This is a genomic window from Sphingomonas sp. BL-S-28 (assembly GCF_055521515.1).
In genome coordinates this window covers 904409-920408 of record NZ_CM145484.1, presented here as the reverse complement: position 1 = coordinate 920408, position 16000 = coordinate 904409, and the positions used below count along the sequence as shown (strand labels likewise).

General features: G+C 66.0%; 12 protein-coding genes. 3 read left to right on the top strand and 9 right to left on the bottom strand.

The genetic code is table 11. The features are described 5' to 3' along the window. Window positions 1-157 precede the first annotated feature (157 nt). The 6 genes from ACZ1JC_RS13030 to ACZ1JC_RS13005 form a co-directional block, all read right to left on the bottom strand. Entirely contained in the window at window positions 158-649 is a 492-nt protein-coding gene (locus ACZ1JC_RS13030) for a MaoC family dehydratase (protein ID WP_465148403.1), read from the bottom strand. 16 nt (window positions 650-665) lie between these two features. Further along, window positions 666-1067 carry a hypothetical protein gene (locus ACZ1JC_RS13025; RefSeq protein ID WP_465136458.1) on the bottom strand — a complete coding sequence of 134 codons (402 nt, stop codon included), beginning with the start codon at window positions 1065-1067 and terminating at the stop codon, window positions 666-668. A 98-nt stretch (window positions 1068-1165) separates the two neighbouring features. Beyond that, the gene (locus ACZ1JC_RS13020) at window positions 1166-3010 is read right to left on the bottom strand and encodes an acetyl/propionyl/methylcrotonyl-CoA carboxylase subunit alpha (protein WP_465136459.1); all 1845 of its coding nucleotides are present in this window, start codon (window positions 3008-3010) and stop codon (window positions 1166-1168) included. Beyond that, complete coding sequence (locus ACZ1JC_RS13015) at window positions 3007-3480, bottom strand: hypothetical protein (RefSeq protein WP_465136460.1); 474 nt, start codon at window positions 3478-3480, stop codon at window positions 3007-3009. Before ACZ1JC_RS13015 ends, ACZ1JC_RS13020 begins: the two co-directional genes overlap by 4 nt. Window positions 3481-3509: 29 nt before the next feature. Beyond that, window positions 3510-3824 carry a DUF3088 family protein gene (locus ACZ1JC_RS13010; RefSeq protein WP_465136461.1) on the bottom strand — a complete coding sequence of 105 codons (315 nt, stop codon included), beginning with the start codon at window positions 3822-3824 and terminating at the stop codon, window positions 3510-3512. Between the two features lie 5 nt (window positions 3825-3829). Beyond that, window positions 3830-5431, bottom strand: a complete 1602-nt coding sequence (locus tag ACZ1JC_RS13005; protein ID WP_465136462.1) for a carboxyl transferase domain-containing protein — start codon at window positions 5429-5431, stop codon at window positions 3830-3832. A 125-nt stretch (window positions 5432-5556) separates the two neighbouring features. Here ACZ1JC_RS13005 and ACZ1JC_RS13000 point away from each other — a divergent pair, with 125 nt between their 5' ends. Further along, complete coding sequence (locus tag ACZ1JC_RS13000; RefSeq protein WP_465136463.1) at window positions 5557-6420, top strand: LysR family transcriptional regulator; 864 nt, start codon at window positions 5557-5559, stop codon at window positions 6418-6420. Window positions 6421-6613: 193 nt separating this feature from the next. Here ACZ1JC_RS13000 and ACZ1JC_RS12995 read toward each other — a convergent pair whose 3' ends face one another. From ACZ1JC_RS12995 to ACZ1JC_RS12985, 3 genes are all read right to left on the bottom strand, one after another. Further along, window positions 6614-7612 carry an LLM class flavin-dependent oxidoreductase gene (locus ACZ1JC_RS12995; protein ID WP_465136464.1) on the bottom strand — a complete coding sequence of 333 codons (999 nt, stop codon included), beginning with the start codon at window positions 7610-7612 and terminating at the stop codon, window positions 6614-6616. 90 nt (window positions 7613-7702) lie between these two features. Then, window positions 7703-11173 (bottom strand): indolepyruvate ferredoxin oxidoreductase family protein, encoded by a 3471-nt coding sequence (locus ACZ1JC_RS12990; RefSeq protein WP_465136465.1) that lies wholly within the window; start codon window positions 11171-11173, stop codon window positions 7703-7705. A gap of 301 nt (window positions 11174-11474) precedes the next feature. Next, window positions 11475-12581, bottom strand: coding sequence for a TauD/TfdA family dioxygenase (locus ACZ1JC_RS12985; RefSeq protein WP_465136466.1), 1107 nt, complete (start codon window positions 12579-12581; stop codon window positions 11475-11477). Between the two features lie 312 nt (window positions 12582-12893). On the opposite strand from ACZ1JC_RS12985, the gene ACZ1JC_RS12980 reads away from it, so the two are divergent. Beyond that, window positions 12894-13373: an META domain-containing protein gene (locus ACZ1JC_RS12980; protein ID WP_465136467.1), complete on the top strand. Its 480-nt coding sequence runs from the start codon at window positions 12894-12896 to the stop codon at window positions 13371-13373. A gap of 78 nt (window positions 13374-13451) precedes the next feature. After that, a complete protein-coding gene (locus ACZ1JC_RS12975) occupies window positions 13452-15977 on the top strand; it encodes a mechanosensitive ion channel family protein (RefSeq protein ID WP_465136468.1) in 2526 nt (841 codons plus the stop codon). Window positions 15978-16000 lie beyond the last annotated feature (23 nt).

The window sequence follows — 16000 nt, the reverse complement described above, 5'->3', positions numbered from 1 at the left end:
GCACGGCACAAGGCGACACTTTCAGCGCACAAGGTGACGGTTCGCCCCCGCAAGGTGACAGCTCACACCCGCAAGGTGACAGTTTTCACGGCCCGGAGGCGGGTTTTTCCTCTGGACCGTGTCAACTGTGTCAACCGGGTTGGATCAGGCCCGATGGTCAGGATGGTCGCTTGTTGAGGAGGACGGTGCGCAGCATCGACAGGGCTGTCTCGCCGCGCTGGTTGGTCAGTTCGTGCTTGAACACGACGATGCCCTGCGTGGGGCGCGACTTGCTCTCGCGCATTTCGACCACTTCGGAATGGCAGGTGAGCGTATCGCCGATGAAGGTCGGCTTGGGCGTCACCACTTTGTCAAAGCCAAGGTTGGCGACGAGTGTGCCCACGGTGGTGTCCGCAATGGACAGGCCGACGGCGAGGCTGAAGGTGAAAGTGGAATTGACGAGGATCTGGCCGAACTCGCTCTGCTTGGCGAACTCGGCGTCAAGATGAAGCGGCTGCATGTTGTGCGTCATGGCCGAGAACATCAGGTTGTCGGTCTCGGTAACGGTGCGGCTGGGCTGGTGCGTAATCCTGTCGCCCACGGTCCATTCGTCGAAAAAGCGGCCCGGCAAAATCGTGTCTCCCCTGTTGGTCCGGCCGGCGCGGGGCACCGGCCGGTGGAATTGGTCAGCGCACCATCACGCGAAGCTGCGGCGCGCGTTGGCCGTGCGGAATGCGCTGGTACGAAAGGTCGATGCGGGTGATCCGGCGCGGCGCGCTGGTCAGCGACGTGATCCGTGTGCACGCGCCCGAGGTAACGCGGCCGTGGACCGGGATCGTCTGCTGCCGGCCGTTGTCGAAACGCACGGTGTAACTGTTCAGGCTGATCGACGCGAGGCGCGCGCAGACCTGTATCTGCCGGTAGCGGTTGGAACTGCGCGTGTTGACCGAATCCCGCGAGCTGCCGACGCTCAGCGTCCGCGACGCCAGCACACGCCACGCGGAAGGCGGCTGCGCATCGGCGGGCGAGAGGGCAAGGATGGGGGTAAGGACGGCCAGACTAACTGCGGGAAGATACGAAAGCTTCATGGGAACTCTCCTCGTATCGAGTCCGTCACGAACGCGCGGACAGATGAGGGGCTAGGCCGATCCCACGCAAATGCAACGGGAACCGGCCTGCTCCCGCCTCAAGCCTCCGTCGGTTCGACGCGCGCCAGCAGGGCCTCGACCTGAATCTGCGCCCCGGCGACGGCGTTGAGTTCGGCCACAACGCCATCGAACGGCGCGGTGAGCGTGTGCTCCATCTTCATCGCTTCGAGGGTGAGCAGCTTCTGCCCCTTGGTCACGGCCTGCCCTTGCGCGACCTCGACCGCGATCACCTTGCCCGGCATCGGCGCGAGGATCGCGCCGGAAGCATCCGCGCCGCCATGCACGCCGTCACGGCGCCAGGGGGTAAGTAGCCAGGCCTGACCCAGCTCGGTGACGAGCACGGCTTCGTCGGGTTCCTCACTGCCTTCGCCGGTCAGTGCGATCTCCACCTTCTCGCCATCGAGCGAGAACCACGCCGAACGCGCAGGCGCGGCATTCAGGCGGAAACCGGCGAGCGGGGTGACCGGCACGAGCGAGTTGGCGGCGGCCTCCAGCACTTCGTCCGAAGGCATGGGCGCCTCTGCCATGGCCTCGCCATCGCGGCCGATCAGGCCGGTGTCGACCTTGCCCGCGGCGAAGTCGGGATGCTGCAGGGCTTTCACCAGGAACGAGGCATTGGTGCGCACCGGCCAGACGGCGGTATCCTCCAGCATCTCGCCCAGCCGTTCGCGCGCTTCGTCGCGGTCCTCGCCCCAGGCGATGACCTTGGCGATCATCGGGTCGTAGAAGGGCGAGACTTCGGCGCCTTCGTAGACGCCGGTGTCGATGCGGCCACCTTCTGCCTCGCCGAACTCCAGCAGTTCGAGCTTGCCGATGCTGGGCAGGAAGCCCTTCGCCGGGTCCTCAGCATAGAGGCGCGCTTCCATCGCCCAGCCGTCGATGGTCAGGTCTTCCTGAGACTTCGGCAGCGGCTGACCGCTGGCGACGAGAAGCTGCCATTCGACCAGATCGACGCCGGTGATCTCCTCCGTCACCGGATGCTCGACCTGCAGGCGGGTGTTCATTTCCATGAACCAGATGCGGTCTGCGGAAAGCGGGCCCGAACCGTCGGCGATGAACTCGATTGTGCCGGCGCCGACGTAATCGACCGCCTTGGCCGCACGCACCGCTGCCGCGCAGAGCGCCTCGCGCGTCGCGGGATCCATGCCGGGCGCGGGGGCTTCCTCGATCACCTTCTGGTGACGGCGCTGAAGCGAGCAGTCACGTTCGAACAAGTGGACGACGTTGCCGTGGCTGTCGCCGAAGACCTGCACTTCGATATGGCGCGGGCTGGCGATGTACTTCTCGATCAGCACGTGGTCGTTGCCGAACGAGGACGCCGCCTCACGCTTGCACGATGCCAGCGCGTCCACGAACGCCTCGGGCGCCTCGACCAGCCGCATACCCTTGCCGCCGCCACCGGCGACGGCCTTGATCAGCACCGGATAGCCGATCTTCGCGGCCTCTTCGGCAAGGAAGGCAGGCTCCTGGTTCTCGCCCATGTAGCCCGGAGTCACCGGAACCCCGGCCGCCGCCATCAGCGTCTTGGCCGCGTCCTTCAGGCCCATCGCGGTGATCGAGGACGGATTGGGCCCAACCCACACCAGCCCCGCATCCTTCACCGCCTGCGCGAACTCGGCGTTCTCGGACAGGAAGCCGTAGCCCGGGTGGATCGCCTCGGCACCGGTCTGCTTGGCGGCGGCGAGGATTTTCTCGCCGACGAGGTAGCTCTCCCGCGCCGGCGAAGGGCCGATATGCACGGCCTCGTCCGCCTCGCGCACATGCAGCGCATCAGCGTCGGCATCGGAATAGACCGCGACGGTGCGGATACCCATCTGGCGGGCCGTGCGAATGACGCGGCAAGCGATCTCGCCGCGATTGGCGATCAGAAGCGACTGAATCATTGTGTGCTTTCCGGTGCGTGAAGCCCGGCACAAGCCGAAAGCGGCTCGACCGTGTAACTGAGGTTGGCGACCATCCACTTCCCTTCGCGCCTGACGATAGTGAAGTTGTCGATGCCGCAATGGCTGTTCTTCCCGTCGATCGAGAAGACGTATGGTGCCCAGACCTGGGCCAGATCGCCGCGCTGGAGCACCGTTGGCACCCCGATCTTCTCGGCATAGCGCCGCCCGGAGGTATCGTCCGGTTTGCCGACCAGATCGGCGTTGGGCCTGACGCGCCAGCTTGGCGCATCGCCCCTCAGGTCCAGGACATAAGTCGTGCCATCGGCCGCGAAAGTGCGTTGCATGTCGGCCTGCTTTCCGCTGGCGATGGCCGCCAGCATAGCGTTCGCCGCGAACAGGATCGCCGTGCGATCATCCCCCGCCGGCGGCGGTGGAACCATCATCATCGGCAGCAGCATCGCGAGGCTCATGGCATGGCACTCCTATGCAGGTCATTCGGTCAGGGATGGCGTTCGGGAAACCCGTGGCGCGTATGCAGCGCCGCAAGCACGCCCTCGATATCATTGGCAAAACCACCCTCGGCAAAGGCGAGCGCGGGAAGGTTCTGGTTGGCCTCACCCAGCATGGCAACCACCGCCGTGCGCGGACGCGGCCAGCCGACGCGAACCACTTCGATCTTGCCCGCACGTTCCGGGAACAGCGCCAGCAGGCCCTCCACCGTCACGCAATCCTTGCAGTAGAAGCGACGCTCGCCGCCGAACGCCGGATCGGCATAATCGGTATCGAGTACGAAGAGTCTATCCATATCGGCCATCGCCATCACATCCTGAACACGCCGAACTGCGGCTTTTCGGGGATCGGTGCCTCAAGGCACGCCGCCAGCGCAAGGCCTAGCACGTCGCGAGTCTGCGCCGGGTCGATCACCCCGTCATCCCACAGGCGCGCGGTGGCGTAGTAGGGATTGCCCTCATCCTCGTACTTCTGGCGGATCGGCGCCTTGAAGGCCTCTGCCTCCTCGGGCGACCACTTCGCGGCATCGCGGTGGACGGTCGCCAGCACCGATGCCGCCTGCTCGCCGCCCATCACCGAGATGCGCGCATTGGGCCAGGTGAACAGGAAACGCGGGTCATAGGCGCGCCCGCACATGCCGTAGTTGCCCGCGCCGAACGAGCCGCCGATCAGCACGGTGATCTTCGGAACGGTGGCGGTGGCAACGGCAGTGACGAGCTTGGCGCCATGCTTGGCGATGCCCTCCGCCTCGTATTTGCCGCCGACCATGAAGCCCGAGATGTTCTGGAGGAACAGCAGCGGAATGCGGCGCTGGCAGGCCAGTTCGATGAAGTGCGCGCCCTTTTGCGCGCTCTCGGAGAACAGCACGCCGTTGTTGGCAAGGATCGCCACCGGCTGCCCATGGATATGCGCGAAACCGCAGACCAAGGTGGTGCCGTAGAGCGCCTTGAACTCGTGAAACTCGCTGCCATCGACGATGCGGGCGATCACCTCATGCACGTCGTAAGGCGCACGCACGTCTTCCGGCACAACTGCATAGAGTTCTTCCGGATCGTACTTGGGCGGACGCGGTTCGCGCAGCGGTTGATCGTGATGATGCAGTGGGCCAAGATGGCTGACGATATCGCGCACGATGGTCAGCGCGTGCTCGTCGTTGTCGGCAAGGTGATCGGTCACGCCCGACTTGCGGCTGTGGAGATCGCCGCCACCGAGGTCCTCTGCCGAGATTACTTCGCCCGTCGCCGCCTGCACCAGCGGCGGGCCGGCGAGGAAGATCGTGCCCTGCTCCTTCACGATCACCGATTCATCGCTCATCGCCGGAACATAGGCGCCGCCGGCGGTGCAGCTTCCCATCACGCAGGCGACCTGCGGAATGCCCCTCGCGGACATCTGCGCCTGATTGAAGAAGATGCGGCCGAAGTGATCGCGGTCCGGAAACACCTCTGCCTGATGCGGCAGATTGGCGCCGCCGCTGTCGACCAGATAGATGCACGGCAGGTTGTTTTCCTGCGCGATTTCCTGCGCGCGGACGTGTTTCTTCACGGTGATCGGGTAATAGGTGCCGCCTTTCACGGTGGCATCGTTGCAGACGATCATGCACTGGCGGCCGGAAACGGTGCCGATGGCGGTAATCAGCCCCGCGCCGGGAATGTCGTCCTCATAGAGTCCTTCCGCGGCAAGCTGCCCCAGCTCCAGCAGCGGCGAGCCGGGATCGAGCAGTCGCTCCACGCGCTCACGCGGCAGCAGCTTCCCACGCGCGACATGGCGTTCGCGCGATTTCTCGTTCCCGCCGAGTGCCGCCTTGGCGACTTTCCCGCGCAGTTCGGCCACCAGCGCGCGATTGTAGCGATCACGCGCCTGCGCTTCGGGGCTGTCGAGATTCAGGCTGGTATGGAGCACTGGTGCGCTCATGCTTCCTTCTCCGGTCGGGCCCGCGAAGGCCTCTCCCACGTTCGAGTGATGTGCCCCACCTATGTAGACAAGCCGAAACGCCAGCGGAAATTGAAAGTTTCCGCCCTTCGTAATAGATCGTGTCTATGATCGACCAATATCTGCTGCGCTACTTCCTGGCCGTGGCCGAAACCGGCAATTTCAGCCGCGCAGCGCGTGCGGTCAGCGTCACGCAGCCGACGCTTTCCGCCGGGATCGCCAAGCTGGAACGCGAACTGGGCGCGCGGCTGTTCGACAGGGATCGCCAGCGCGTTGCTCTGACACCGGCGGGAAGCCGCTTCCTCGTCCGCGCCCGCCGCATCGCCGCCGAATACGAACACGCATTGGTCGAACTGGCCGAGCCCGCCGAACTGAGCCTGCTGCGCGTGGGCGTACTGAACACCATCCCCACCCGCGTGATAGGCCGCGCCTTGGCCCAGCATAGCGAACAGGGCGGCGGCGAGGCGCTCGAACTGCTCGACGGCAGCGAGCGCGATCTGGCTGAGCGGCTGGAGCGTGGGCGGATCGACGTGGCCCTTACCGTCGTTCGCCCCCACCACGCGCGCTACCAACCCGAAGTGCTCGCCCGCGAGCGCTACATGATGGTGCTGCCGCCTGACCATCCGCTGGCCGCCGAGCGCGAGATTCTCGCCGAACAACTCGCGCAGGATCGCATGGCCCTGCGCCGCCATTGCGAGGCCCTGCCGGAGATCAACCGCTTCTTCACCCAGCGCGGCGTCCGCCCGCGCTTCGTGCTCAAGACCACCAGCGACGAGCGCGTTCTCTCGGTGATCCGCAGTGGCGCAGGGGTCGGAATGATGCCGGAGGGGTTTGCCGATGGCTCGGTGCGGTTCGTGCCGGTGCGCGATTTCGAACTGACGCGCGAGGTAGGTTTGCTGCACGCCGGGAGTGCGAGGAGAAGCGCATTTCTGGAGATTTTGCGGGGGCTGTATCGGGAAGAAAAGGAATAAACAGGGGAGCAAAGCCCCCCTGCTCCCCCAATACCGTCTAGGTTACGCGGACCAACCGCGTTGCGCGCCCATTGCGGCGTCGGGAGACTCATTGGCTGCGCCGCAAAGGGCGCACTACGGATAGGTGACGCGCGGCGAAGACGCTTTGCGGGTCTGGGGGATCTCCTGAGCTGGTCGAAGGGCCCCAGGACTTCTACTTTCCTGCCTTCAAACGCGGCATCGTCGCTTCCAGCAGCTTGAGGCTTTTCCAGCCCTCCTCCGGCGAAAGTCCACCCAGCAAAGGCTGGAAACCGACATGACCGACGCCGCCCATGCTGCGCACTTTCTCGACGAGTTGGTCCGGCGTCCATGCCACGAACATGCCTGCCTGACGCAGCACCGTCGGATCGGTAAGGCCCTTGAACGGCGAACTGGTGCCGTCGCCTTCCTGTTCGGCCCACTTGGCATATTCGGTGATGACGTGGACGGCGTGCGGCGCGATCGCTTCCCATCCCGCATCGGGATCCTCGCAAAGATGGACCGCCAGCGGCATCCCCGGCGTCGGGCGGAAATAAGTGCGCGGCGCGTGACCGAGCCGTTCGCATTCGGCAAGGTAGAGGTCGATAAGTTCGGGCTTCATCGGCCCGAAGCCGACGCCGAACTTCGCCGCGCGCTTGGCCGATGCGGGCACGCCGCCGCCGACCATAACGATATCCTCCGGGGCCTGCACCGGCAGCGGGCGGACGTAGATCGGGCGACCGTCGAACTCGAACGTCTCGCCCCGCAGCGCGCGCAGGATCACCTCCAGCCCTTCGTCCATCAGCCGCGCGCGGTCCTTCAGGGACTTGCGGAACATGGCGAACTCGAATGGCACATAGCCGGCACCGAAGATGACATTGAGCCGCCCGTTGGACATCTGATCGACCACCGCGATCTGCTCCGCCAGTTCGACCGGATCGTGCAGCGGCAAAACCACCGCGCCCAGCATGAAACGGATGCGGCTGGTCACCGCCGCCATGCCGCCCGCCAGCGTGAACGGCTGCGGCAGGTAGCCATCGTCGGAACCGTGATGCTGCATCAGCCCGATCTGATCCGCGCCGATCCTGTCGACGAAGGCGGCCATCTCGATTGCTGCGCGGTAGAGTTCGTGCGTGGGCGCCGCCCAATCGGGCGAGCGCATGTCGAACGAGACATGGATGCGGATGTTCTTCATGGGCCGACTCCCCTCCAGCAGCGACGGCCCCGGTGGTGCGGCAATCGCTTTCGCGCGGCAATTTCGGGGTGGCAGATACCGCCCCGGCGGTCAGGCCGGTTCGAGTTCCGTCATTGCCGTTTGGGGTTCAAGCCTTGGCGAGAGTTCGACTACGCGGGCGCGGTAGGCGGTGACACCGGTCTCCTTCACCGCACCGAATCCGGCGATGAGCGCGGGGGCGGCGGCAAGTTCGATCGCCGTGTCCATCGTCGTTGGCTCCACCTTCGCGGCGATCCCGCGCACAAGGTCGCGGTACTCGCCAATCAGCGCGCGTTCCATGCGGCGCTCGGCGGTGTACCCGAACGGGTCGAGCCATGTTCCGCGTAGCCCCTTGGCTTTCGCGAGCACGGCGAAGACCGGGAATATCCAGCTTCCGAAGGCAATCTTGCGCGGGCGGCCGGTCTTGCGATCCTTGCGTAATGCGAGCAGCGGCGGGGCGAGGTGGAGCTTGAGGCTCGGCTTGCCGTCGAAGGTATCGGACAGGCCCGCGCGGAAGGCCGGTGTGCTGTATAGGCGAGCGACTTCGTACTCGTCCTTGTAAGCCATGAGCCGACCAAGCTGACGCGCGATCTCGCGCAGCAGCGGTTCGCTGTCCTCCAGCCCGCGCGCCGCCAGTGTGCCCGCAATCTCATCGAGGAACTTGCGGTAATCCGCAGCATAGGCCGCGCTCTGCCAGTCGGTCAGCAGGCGCACGTAGCTTGAAGTCACGGTCACCAGATCACGCGGCGGCTCGGGCGCGGAAGGCGCAGCATCGGCGAGCGCAAACAAGTCTTCCCCGCCCTCCGCCGCCAGCCTTCCCAGCGACAGCGCGGCGAGGTTCGCACGCACCGCCACACCGTTCAACCGCACCGCCTCCTCCACCGAGCCCAAGCGCACCGGCAGCAAGCCCTTCTGCGCGGCAAAGCCCAGCATCATCAGGTTGGTGAAGATCGAATCCCCCAAGAGCCGCGTCGCCAGCGAACCGGCGCGCAGCGAGGCGATCATTGCCGGATCGACGCGCTTGCCGATGGCGCCGAGGAAGCGGCTGGCGGTAAGATCGAGGTTGCGGTTGCGCTGGAATTCACCGGTGGGCACCACGTCCTCGTTCGCCAGCACGCGCGTATCGGGCCGCGCCAGCGCCAGCACTTCGGGTGAGGAGGCCACCACCAGATCGCAGGCGATCACCAGATCCGCCATGCCCGCGCCCAGTCGCGCGGAGGGGATCGCGGCAGCATCGGCGCCGATGCGGATATGGCTCGCCACCGCGCCGCCCTTCTGCGCCATACCGGTCTGGTCCAGCACTTTGGCGGCCTGGCCCTCCAGCTGCGCCGCCATCGCCAGCACCGCGCCGACCGTGAGCACGCCGGTGCCGCCGATGCCCGCCACCAACATGGCGGAGGCTCCGCCGGACAAGTCCGCCACCGCCGGGTCGGGTAGCGCCGCGACCATGCGCGCCAGCGCGGCATCGTCCATGCTGCGCTTTCTGAGCGTGCCGCCCGAAACCTCCACGAAGCTGGGGCAGAAGCCCTTGATGCAGGAAAAATCCTTGTTGCAGCTCGACTGGTCGATGGCGCGCTTGCGGCCGAATTCGGTCTCGACCGGCACGACCGAGAGACAGTTCGACTGCACCGAACAATCGCCGCACCCTTCGCAGACCGCCGGATTGATCCAGAGCCGCCGGTCGGGGTCGGGATAGGCCCCCTTCTTGCGGCGACGGCGCTTCTCGTTGGCGCAAGTCTGCTCGTAGACGATGGCGCTGGTGCCGGGGAGATGGCGCAAGGTCCGCTGCACCGCGTCCAGTTCATCCCGGTGCAGCACGCGAATTGCGGCGGGCAGATCGGAGGCTGCGAAACGCGACGGGTCCTCGCTCACCAGCACCACCGGATCGACGCCTTCCACCGAGAGTTCGCGCACGATCTGCTCGGGGCTGAGCGCGCCTTCGGCGGGCTGCCCGCCGGTCATGGCGACGGCATCGTTGTAGAGGATCTTGAACGTCACCCGGCTCTTCGCCGCCACCGCCGCGCGGATCGTCAGCAGGCCGGAGTGCGTGTAAGTGCCATCACCCAGGTTCTGGAACATGTGCGGCGTATCGACGAAATGCTGCGCGCCGATCCAGGGCATCCCCTCCTGCCCCATCGACACCGTCTGCATCGTGTTGCGTTCGGGCATGTAGTGCGCGAGGCCGTGGCAGCCGGTCGCCCCCATCGCCGCCGATCCTTCGGGCACCACGGTCGAGGTATTGTGCGGGCAGCCCGAGCAGAAATAGGCGGGCCGGATCGCGGTGCGTTCGAGCGCGGCGGCGGAATCCTCCCGCTCGCGCAGCGTGGCATCACGCGCGGCAAGGTCGCCCTGCAGCATGCCCAGCGCCGCCATGCGCGCGATCAGCGCCCGGCGGACCGTGGCCGCATCGAGCACGCCCACCTCGGACAGCAGCGCGGAGCCATCGGGCGTGATTTTGCCGGAGAGCGCAGGCGCATCGACGCGGCCGTAGAACAGGCGGGCGATCTGGTCCTCGATAACGGGCCGCTTTTCCTCGACCACCATGACTTCGGCGCTGCCCCCGCAGGCCTGCCGCACGAATGCAGCATCGAGCGGCCAGACAAGGCCAAGCTTCACGACCCTGAGCCCCAGCGCCGCACACCCGGCCTCGTCCAGCCCCAGATCCGCCAGCGCCTGGCAGAGATCGAGCCAGGCCTTGCCCGCGCTCACCACCGTCAGCCGCGCGCCGGGCGCTGCATGACTCACGCGGTCGATGCGGTTGAGCGCGGTGAACAGCGGCACGATCGGCAGGCGCCGCTCGATCACCATCCGCTCCTGCTCCAGCGCCGACATCGCGATGCGCAAGTTCGGAGGGGGGCCGGCGGGAATCTCCGGCAGCGCAATCGGAAAGCTGTGTCCGGGCAGTGTGACGGTTGTCGTCAGGTCCAGCGTGTCGGTCACCGCTTTCATCGCCACATAGAGCCCGCTGGCCCGCGACAGCGCCCAGCCGAACTGCCCGAAGCTGAGAATTTCGTCGGTCGTCGCCGGGTAGAGCACCGGGACCATCGCGGTCATCAGCACATGTTCGGACTGATGCGCGGTCAGCGAGGACTTGGCCGCATGGTCGTCCCCGCAGAGCAGCAGCGCGCCGCCCTTGGGGTGCGTGCCTTCGAAATTCGCCGCCTTGATCGCCTCCCCCGCGCGTTCGACGCCGACGCCCTTCGCGTACCAGAGCGCGAAGACGCCATCGACGTTGGGCTTGCCGTACCAATCGAGCTGCTGGGTGCCGCGCACCGAGGTCGCCGCCAGTTCCTCGTTCAGGCCGGGCTCGAAGCGCACATGATGTTCGGTCAGCAGCTTTTCGGAAGCCCACAACTGCGCGTCGAGCGTGGTGATCGGGGAGCCGCGATAGCCGGTGACATATCCCGCCGTGTTCAGCCCCGCCGCGCGGTCGCGTCGCGATTGGTCGAGCAGCAGGCGCACGACGCCCTGAAGGGCCGAGAGCATCACCTGCCCATCAGCCTGCCTGTACTTGTCTTCCAGCGTCACGACCGTCTTGGTCACTCGGATCCCCGGTTTTCCTGTCCTTTCTCGCGGCCTTTCAGATGGCGCGCGGGGGTGCAAGCGGGGAGCGCGCGGTGCGCCGTGGGGGTCAATTAGGGGTGCGGTTGGGTCCGCTTTCGATCCTTTTCAATCCTCCCCTGCAAGGGGAGGGGGACCGCCCCCGCTCATCCTGAGCTTGTCGAAGGAAGGGCGGTGGAGGGACGTCACCCTCTCGGTAGCGAACTACCGCGCCGGTTACCCCCTCCGTCAGCGCTACGCGCTGCCATCCCCCTTGCAGGAGAGGAGTTTGATTACGCCACTCTCAACTCATCAAACGCGGCACCGAGACCGAGAACACATCGAAGTGCGCATCGGGATGCTCGGCCTGCCCGTCGCGGGGAGCCTGACGCACCTGCACCACGCCGTTCTTGCCGAACCCGTCCACCACCGGACGCCCGGCATCGCGGCTCAACCAAAGGCGCAGCAAATGCCGCTTGCGCTGCGGTTCCGGCCAGTCCCAGAACGTGGTGCGGGCGTGCAGCGCGGCGTAGTTGGAAAGCCACTGGATGTCGCCGGGGCGGAAATCCATCTCGATCGCCATGCCCTCTTCGTACGTGATCGTGTCGAAGAGTTCGAGCACCTCGATCTGCTCGGGGCTCAGCTTGGGCACGCCCTCGTATTCCTGCGCGGTCAGGATGTAGAGCGATCCCGCGTACATCGAGAACACCCCGTCGACGAGGCTGACGATCGGCGAAGTGTAGGTATCAGACGGCGCGTTATGGTCCTGCCGGCGCCAGTCCCAGTGGAACGGCTCCAGCAGCAGCGGCGCCAGATCGGGGCGGCGGCGCAGGATCTCGTTGTAGATCTCCGCACCGGAAACGAGGCAGGAAAGCCCGCCCTCCTTGGCCGGACGCAGGCACATGAGCGCGACGATATCCGAACTGTCCGAGTGATAGACCAGCTTGTCACGCACCTTGGACGAGAGCGCGGTGGGATCGTCCATGGTCTTGTCGCTGGTGGCGTAGACGTGGTCGATCAGGTCGCCCATCTCGTTCTGGCGGATCGGGTCGCCCATGTGCAGGCCGAGCACGTAGTAGATCGCGTTCGACAGCGCATCCGAATAAAGCTCGGTACGCAGGCCCCGCACCAGCACGAAGCCGCGCCCGTAATCGACATCCTCGCCCCAGGATTTCACCGCATCGGCGCAGGCCACCAGCGGATATTCCTCCGCCGTGACGGTGCGCAGATCCGGGTTCTCGGCCATGAAGCGCGTGCCGAGCGTTTCCAGTTCGGCAACCTGCTCGCCAGACAACATGTAGATCCACTCGTCGGTCCCCGTGAGCCTGTCCCCACGCCAAGCGGCGGCGGTGGTGACGGGCGGGAAAACTTCGCCAGTCGTGGGGGCCGAGGTGGAGGCGGAACTGGCCATGCTTTCAGGTCCTTTTGCGGGGCATTGCTTGATGCCCCTGTCTAGCCCGCCAAAGCGCCTGCGACTTGTCATGCCATGTCCGAAAGCTTTCCCGAATGCGTATCTCGGGCCTTTGCGCACCGGTAACGCCGCCGGGACACACCACCATGCGATACCCCCCGGTTCGCGCGGCAAGATCATGGCGCAAAAAGCGAAATCGCGAAAATTGCTGCCCGGGTTCCAGGATGGTATTCCGGGCGGACACCCGGAATGCCTCGCCATCGGCCAGTTGAAAATTCCTGCCCCTTCGACCCGACAAGCGGAGACTATGCCATGAACCGGATTTCCTTCGTTCCTGCCGCGCTTGCGCTGGTGATCGCCCTTGGCGGATGCGGCGAAACTTCCTCCGCCCCCGCCTCCACGCCGCCGCCGGCCACCACCCCGGCAACGGCAGGCTTGGCCGCAACCTCCTGGAAGCTGATCGGCTTTCAGTCGATGGACGATGCCCAGGGAACGACGAAGCCCGGCGAGGGCCGCATGTATACGCTGGAATTCGGCACCGACGGCGCGCTGGCCATGCAGTTGGACTGCAATCGCGGCCGCAGCACCTGGAGCGCCGATCCCCACGGAACCGATGGCGGCGGGCTGAAGATCGGCCCCGTCGCCTCCACCCGCGCGCTGTGCCCGCAGCCGGACATCGGCCAGATGATGGCCACGCGACTGCCGGACGTGGCCAGCTATACGATGCGCGACGGGCATCTTTTCCTTGCGCTGAAAATGGATAGCGGCATTTTCGAGTTTGTCCCGCAGTAAACCGGTGCGGCGGGGCCGCCTAAAGGGGGATCGATTGAGCATCGCGGTGTCCATCGCCGGCCTGAAAGTCTGCGGAATATGAGCGGGCGCGGCCACGGCTTCGCGGCCAGCGCGCTTGTGGCGCTGCTGCTGATCTGCACGGCGGTCTGGAGCCCGGTGGCGCTTGCCCAGATACCGGGACTGTCGAAGCTCGTGCCCGGCACCAAATCCTCGCCCGAGCCGGCGGAGACGCCAGGTGACAGCCAGACTGAAACCGCCCCCGAAACCACCCCTGCCGGGCCTCCCGCCAAGCCGACGCCGACGACACCTTTCGCCGGGCCGGAAACCATCGCCCGCTTCAATGCCGACGCTGCCGATGCGCAGGCCGTGCTGCGCAAGCCGGTGGGCCGATACGACTACGAAGAGGTCCACCGCCTCAACAAATTGCGCGACCGGCTGGCCGCCGACCGCGACCTTGCCCGCCAGATCGCCGACCGCAGCAATCTCGATGCCCGGATCATCCAGGCCCAGATCACCGCGCTCGGCGCCCCGCCAGCCGACGGCAAGACCGAGGCCGGGGCCGTCACCCAGCGCCGCAAGGATCTGGATGCCCAGCTTTCGGTCACCCTGGCCCCGGTGCTCGACGCGCGCGAAGCGCAGGCGCGTGCCGCCACACTGGTGGCTGAACTGGACGAACGGATCGCGACGATAGAGCGCAATCGCCGGTCCGAACGCGCGTCCTCGATCCTTGATCCCAACTCCTGGATCGCAGTGGCGGGAGACACCCGCAAGGCGATCGATATTGCCGCGCCGCAAATCGCCAAGGGCGTGGCCAAGGACGGCGCCAGCGGCTTCGGCCTGCGCCTGCTGGCCGTGGCGGTGCTTGTCCTGCTTGGGCCCTTCGCGGCGATCCGCCTGCTGCATATCCTCCGGCGCCGCTTCACCATCCGGCGCGAGGCGATTCCCCAGATCGCCAAACGCCTGATCGTCGTCATCGTAGAGGATATGATCGCCGCGATCCTGCTGTTCTTCGCGATCGGCTGTTCGGTCGCCGCCTTTGCCGTGCTGATGAAGCCCTTCCTGACCGTGGAGGCGCTGACCGGGCTCAGCCTGCTGCTGCTGTTCGCCGCGCTGGTGGTGGCCATCGCGCAGTGGCTGGCCAAGAGCACGCTGCAATCGCCCTTCCCCGAATTGCGGCTGATCCAGTTGCGCACGGACGTGAGTGCCCGTGCGGTCTCCACGATCCGCCTGCTGGGCGTCGTGCTGGGGCTGGAACTGGTGATCGAGGGGATCGAGGATCTGGGCCTTCTGGCCATCACTTTCATCGACATGGCATCGGCCGTGCTGCTGATCTGCGGCAGCGCGCTGGTCTGGCGCCTGGCCCTGATGATCGACAAGGGACGTGAACCGGCGAGCGACGCCCCCGCGCAAACGCCGCACCACGCCCATGCCCGCAAGGAAGGCAATCCGCTGGATTTCGCGGGCCCGCTCAGCAAGATCCTGATGCTGCTGGCGGCCGGCTGCGTGGCGGCGGCGGTGGTGGGCTATATCGTCTTCGCGCGCGAGATTTTCTCCGATCTCGTCGTTTCCGTGGGGATCATCGCCATCGCCATCTTCCTGCACCGGCTGGTGACGCTGGTGGTCGGAATGCTGTCCGAAAGCGGATTGAAACGGTACCGCACCGGCATTCATTTCGTGCCGATGCTGGCGGGCATAACCCTGACGCTGGCGGTACTGCCACTGCTGGCGATCACCTGGGGATACAATAGCCGCGAAATCGGCGACGCCATCGTCACCCTGCGCACCGGCGTGACCTTCGGCAACGTCAACATCTCGGCGGGGGACATCCTGACTTTCGGCTTCGTGTTCCTGGCCGGCTATATCGCCACGCGCTGGACGCAGCGGATCATCAACCTGACGATCCTGCCCCAGTTCGAGATCGACCGCGGATCGCAGGCCTCCATCGTCACCATCATCGGCTATGTCGGCATCGTCATTTCGGCCGCCGTCGCCGTCGCCACCACGGGCCTCGACCTTACCAGCCTGGCCTTCATCGCCACCGCCCTTTCGGTCGGCCTCGGCTTCGGCCTGCAATCGACGGTGGAGAACTTCACCAGCGGCATCATCCTGCTGGTGGAACGCCCAATCCGCGAGGGCGACTGGATCGAGGTGGGCACCTATTCCGGCATCGTGCGCAAGGTCTCGGTGCGCTCAACCCACCTGGAAAGCTTCGACCGGCACCAGATCATCATCCCGAACTCGCAGCTGATCACCGGAAGCGTGAAGAACCTGAGCCTTGGCGAGCACCTCGCCCGCGTGGTGCTGCCGATCGGTGTCGCCTACGGATCAGACCTCGACCGCGTGCGCGAAGTGCTGGTGGAGATCGCCAAGGCGCAGGACGGCGTGCTCGACTGGCCGGAGCCCAACGTCATGCTGGATGCCTTTGCCGAAAGTTCGATCCAGATGCGCCTCTTGGTCTTCGTGCGCGATGCCACCGACGGCACGGTCACCGCCTCGAAAATGCGCTTCGAAATCGCCCGCCGCTTTGCCGACGAGGGCATCGAACTGCCCTTCCCGCAAATGGAAGTGCGCATCCACGAGGAAGATCCGCGCAAGAAGAAGTGAGGGAGCGGGCCGGTGCCGCAAAA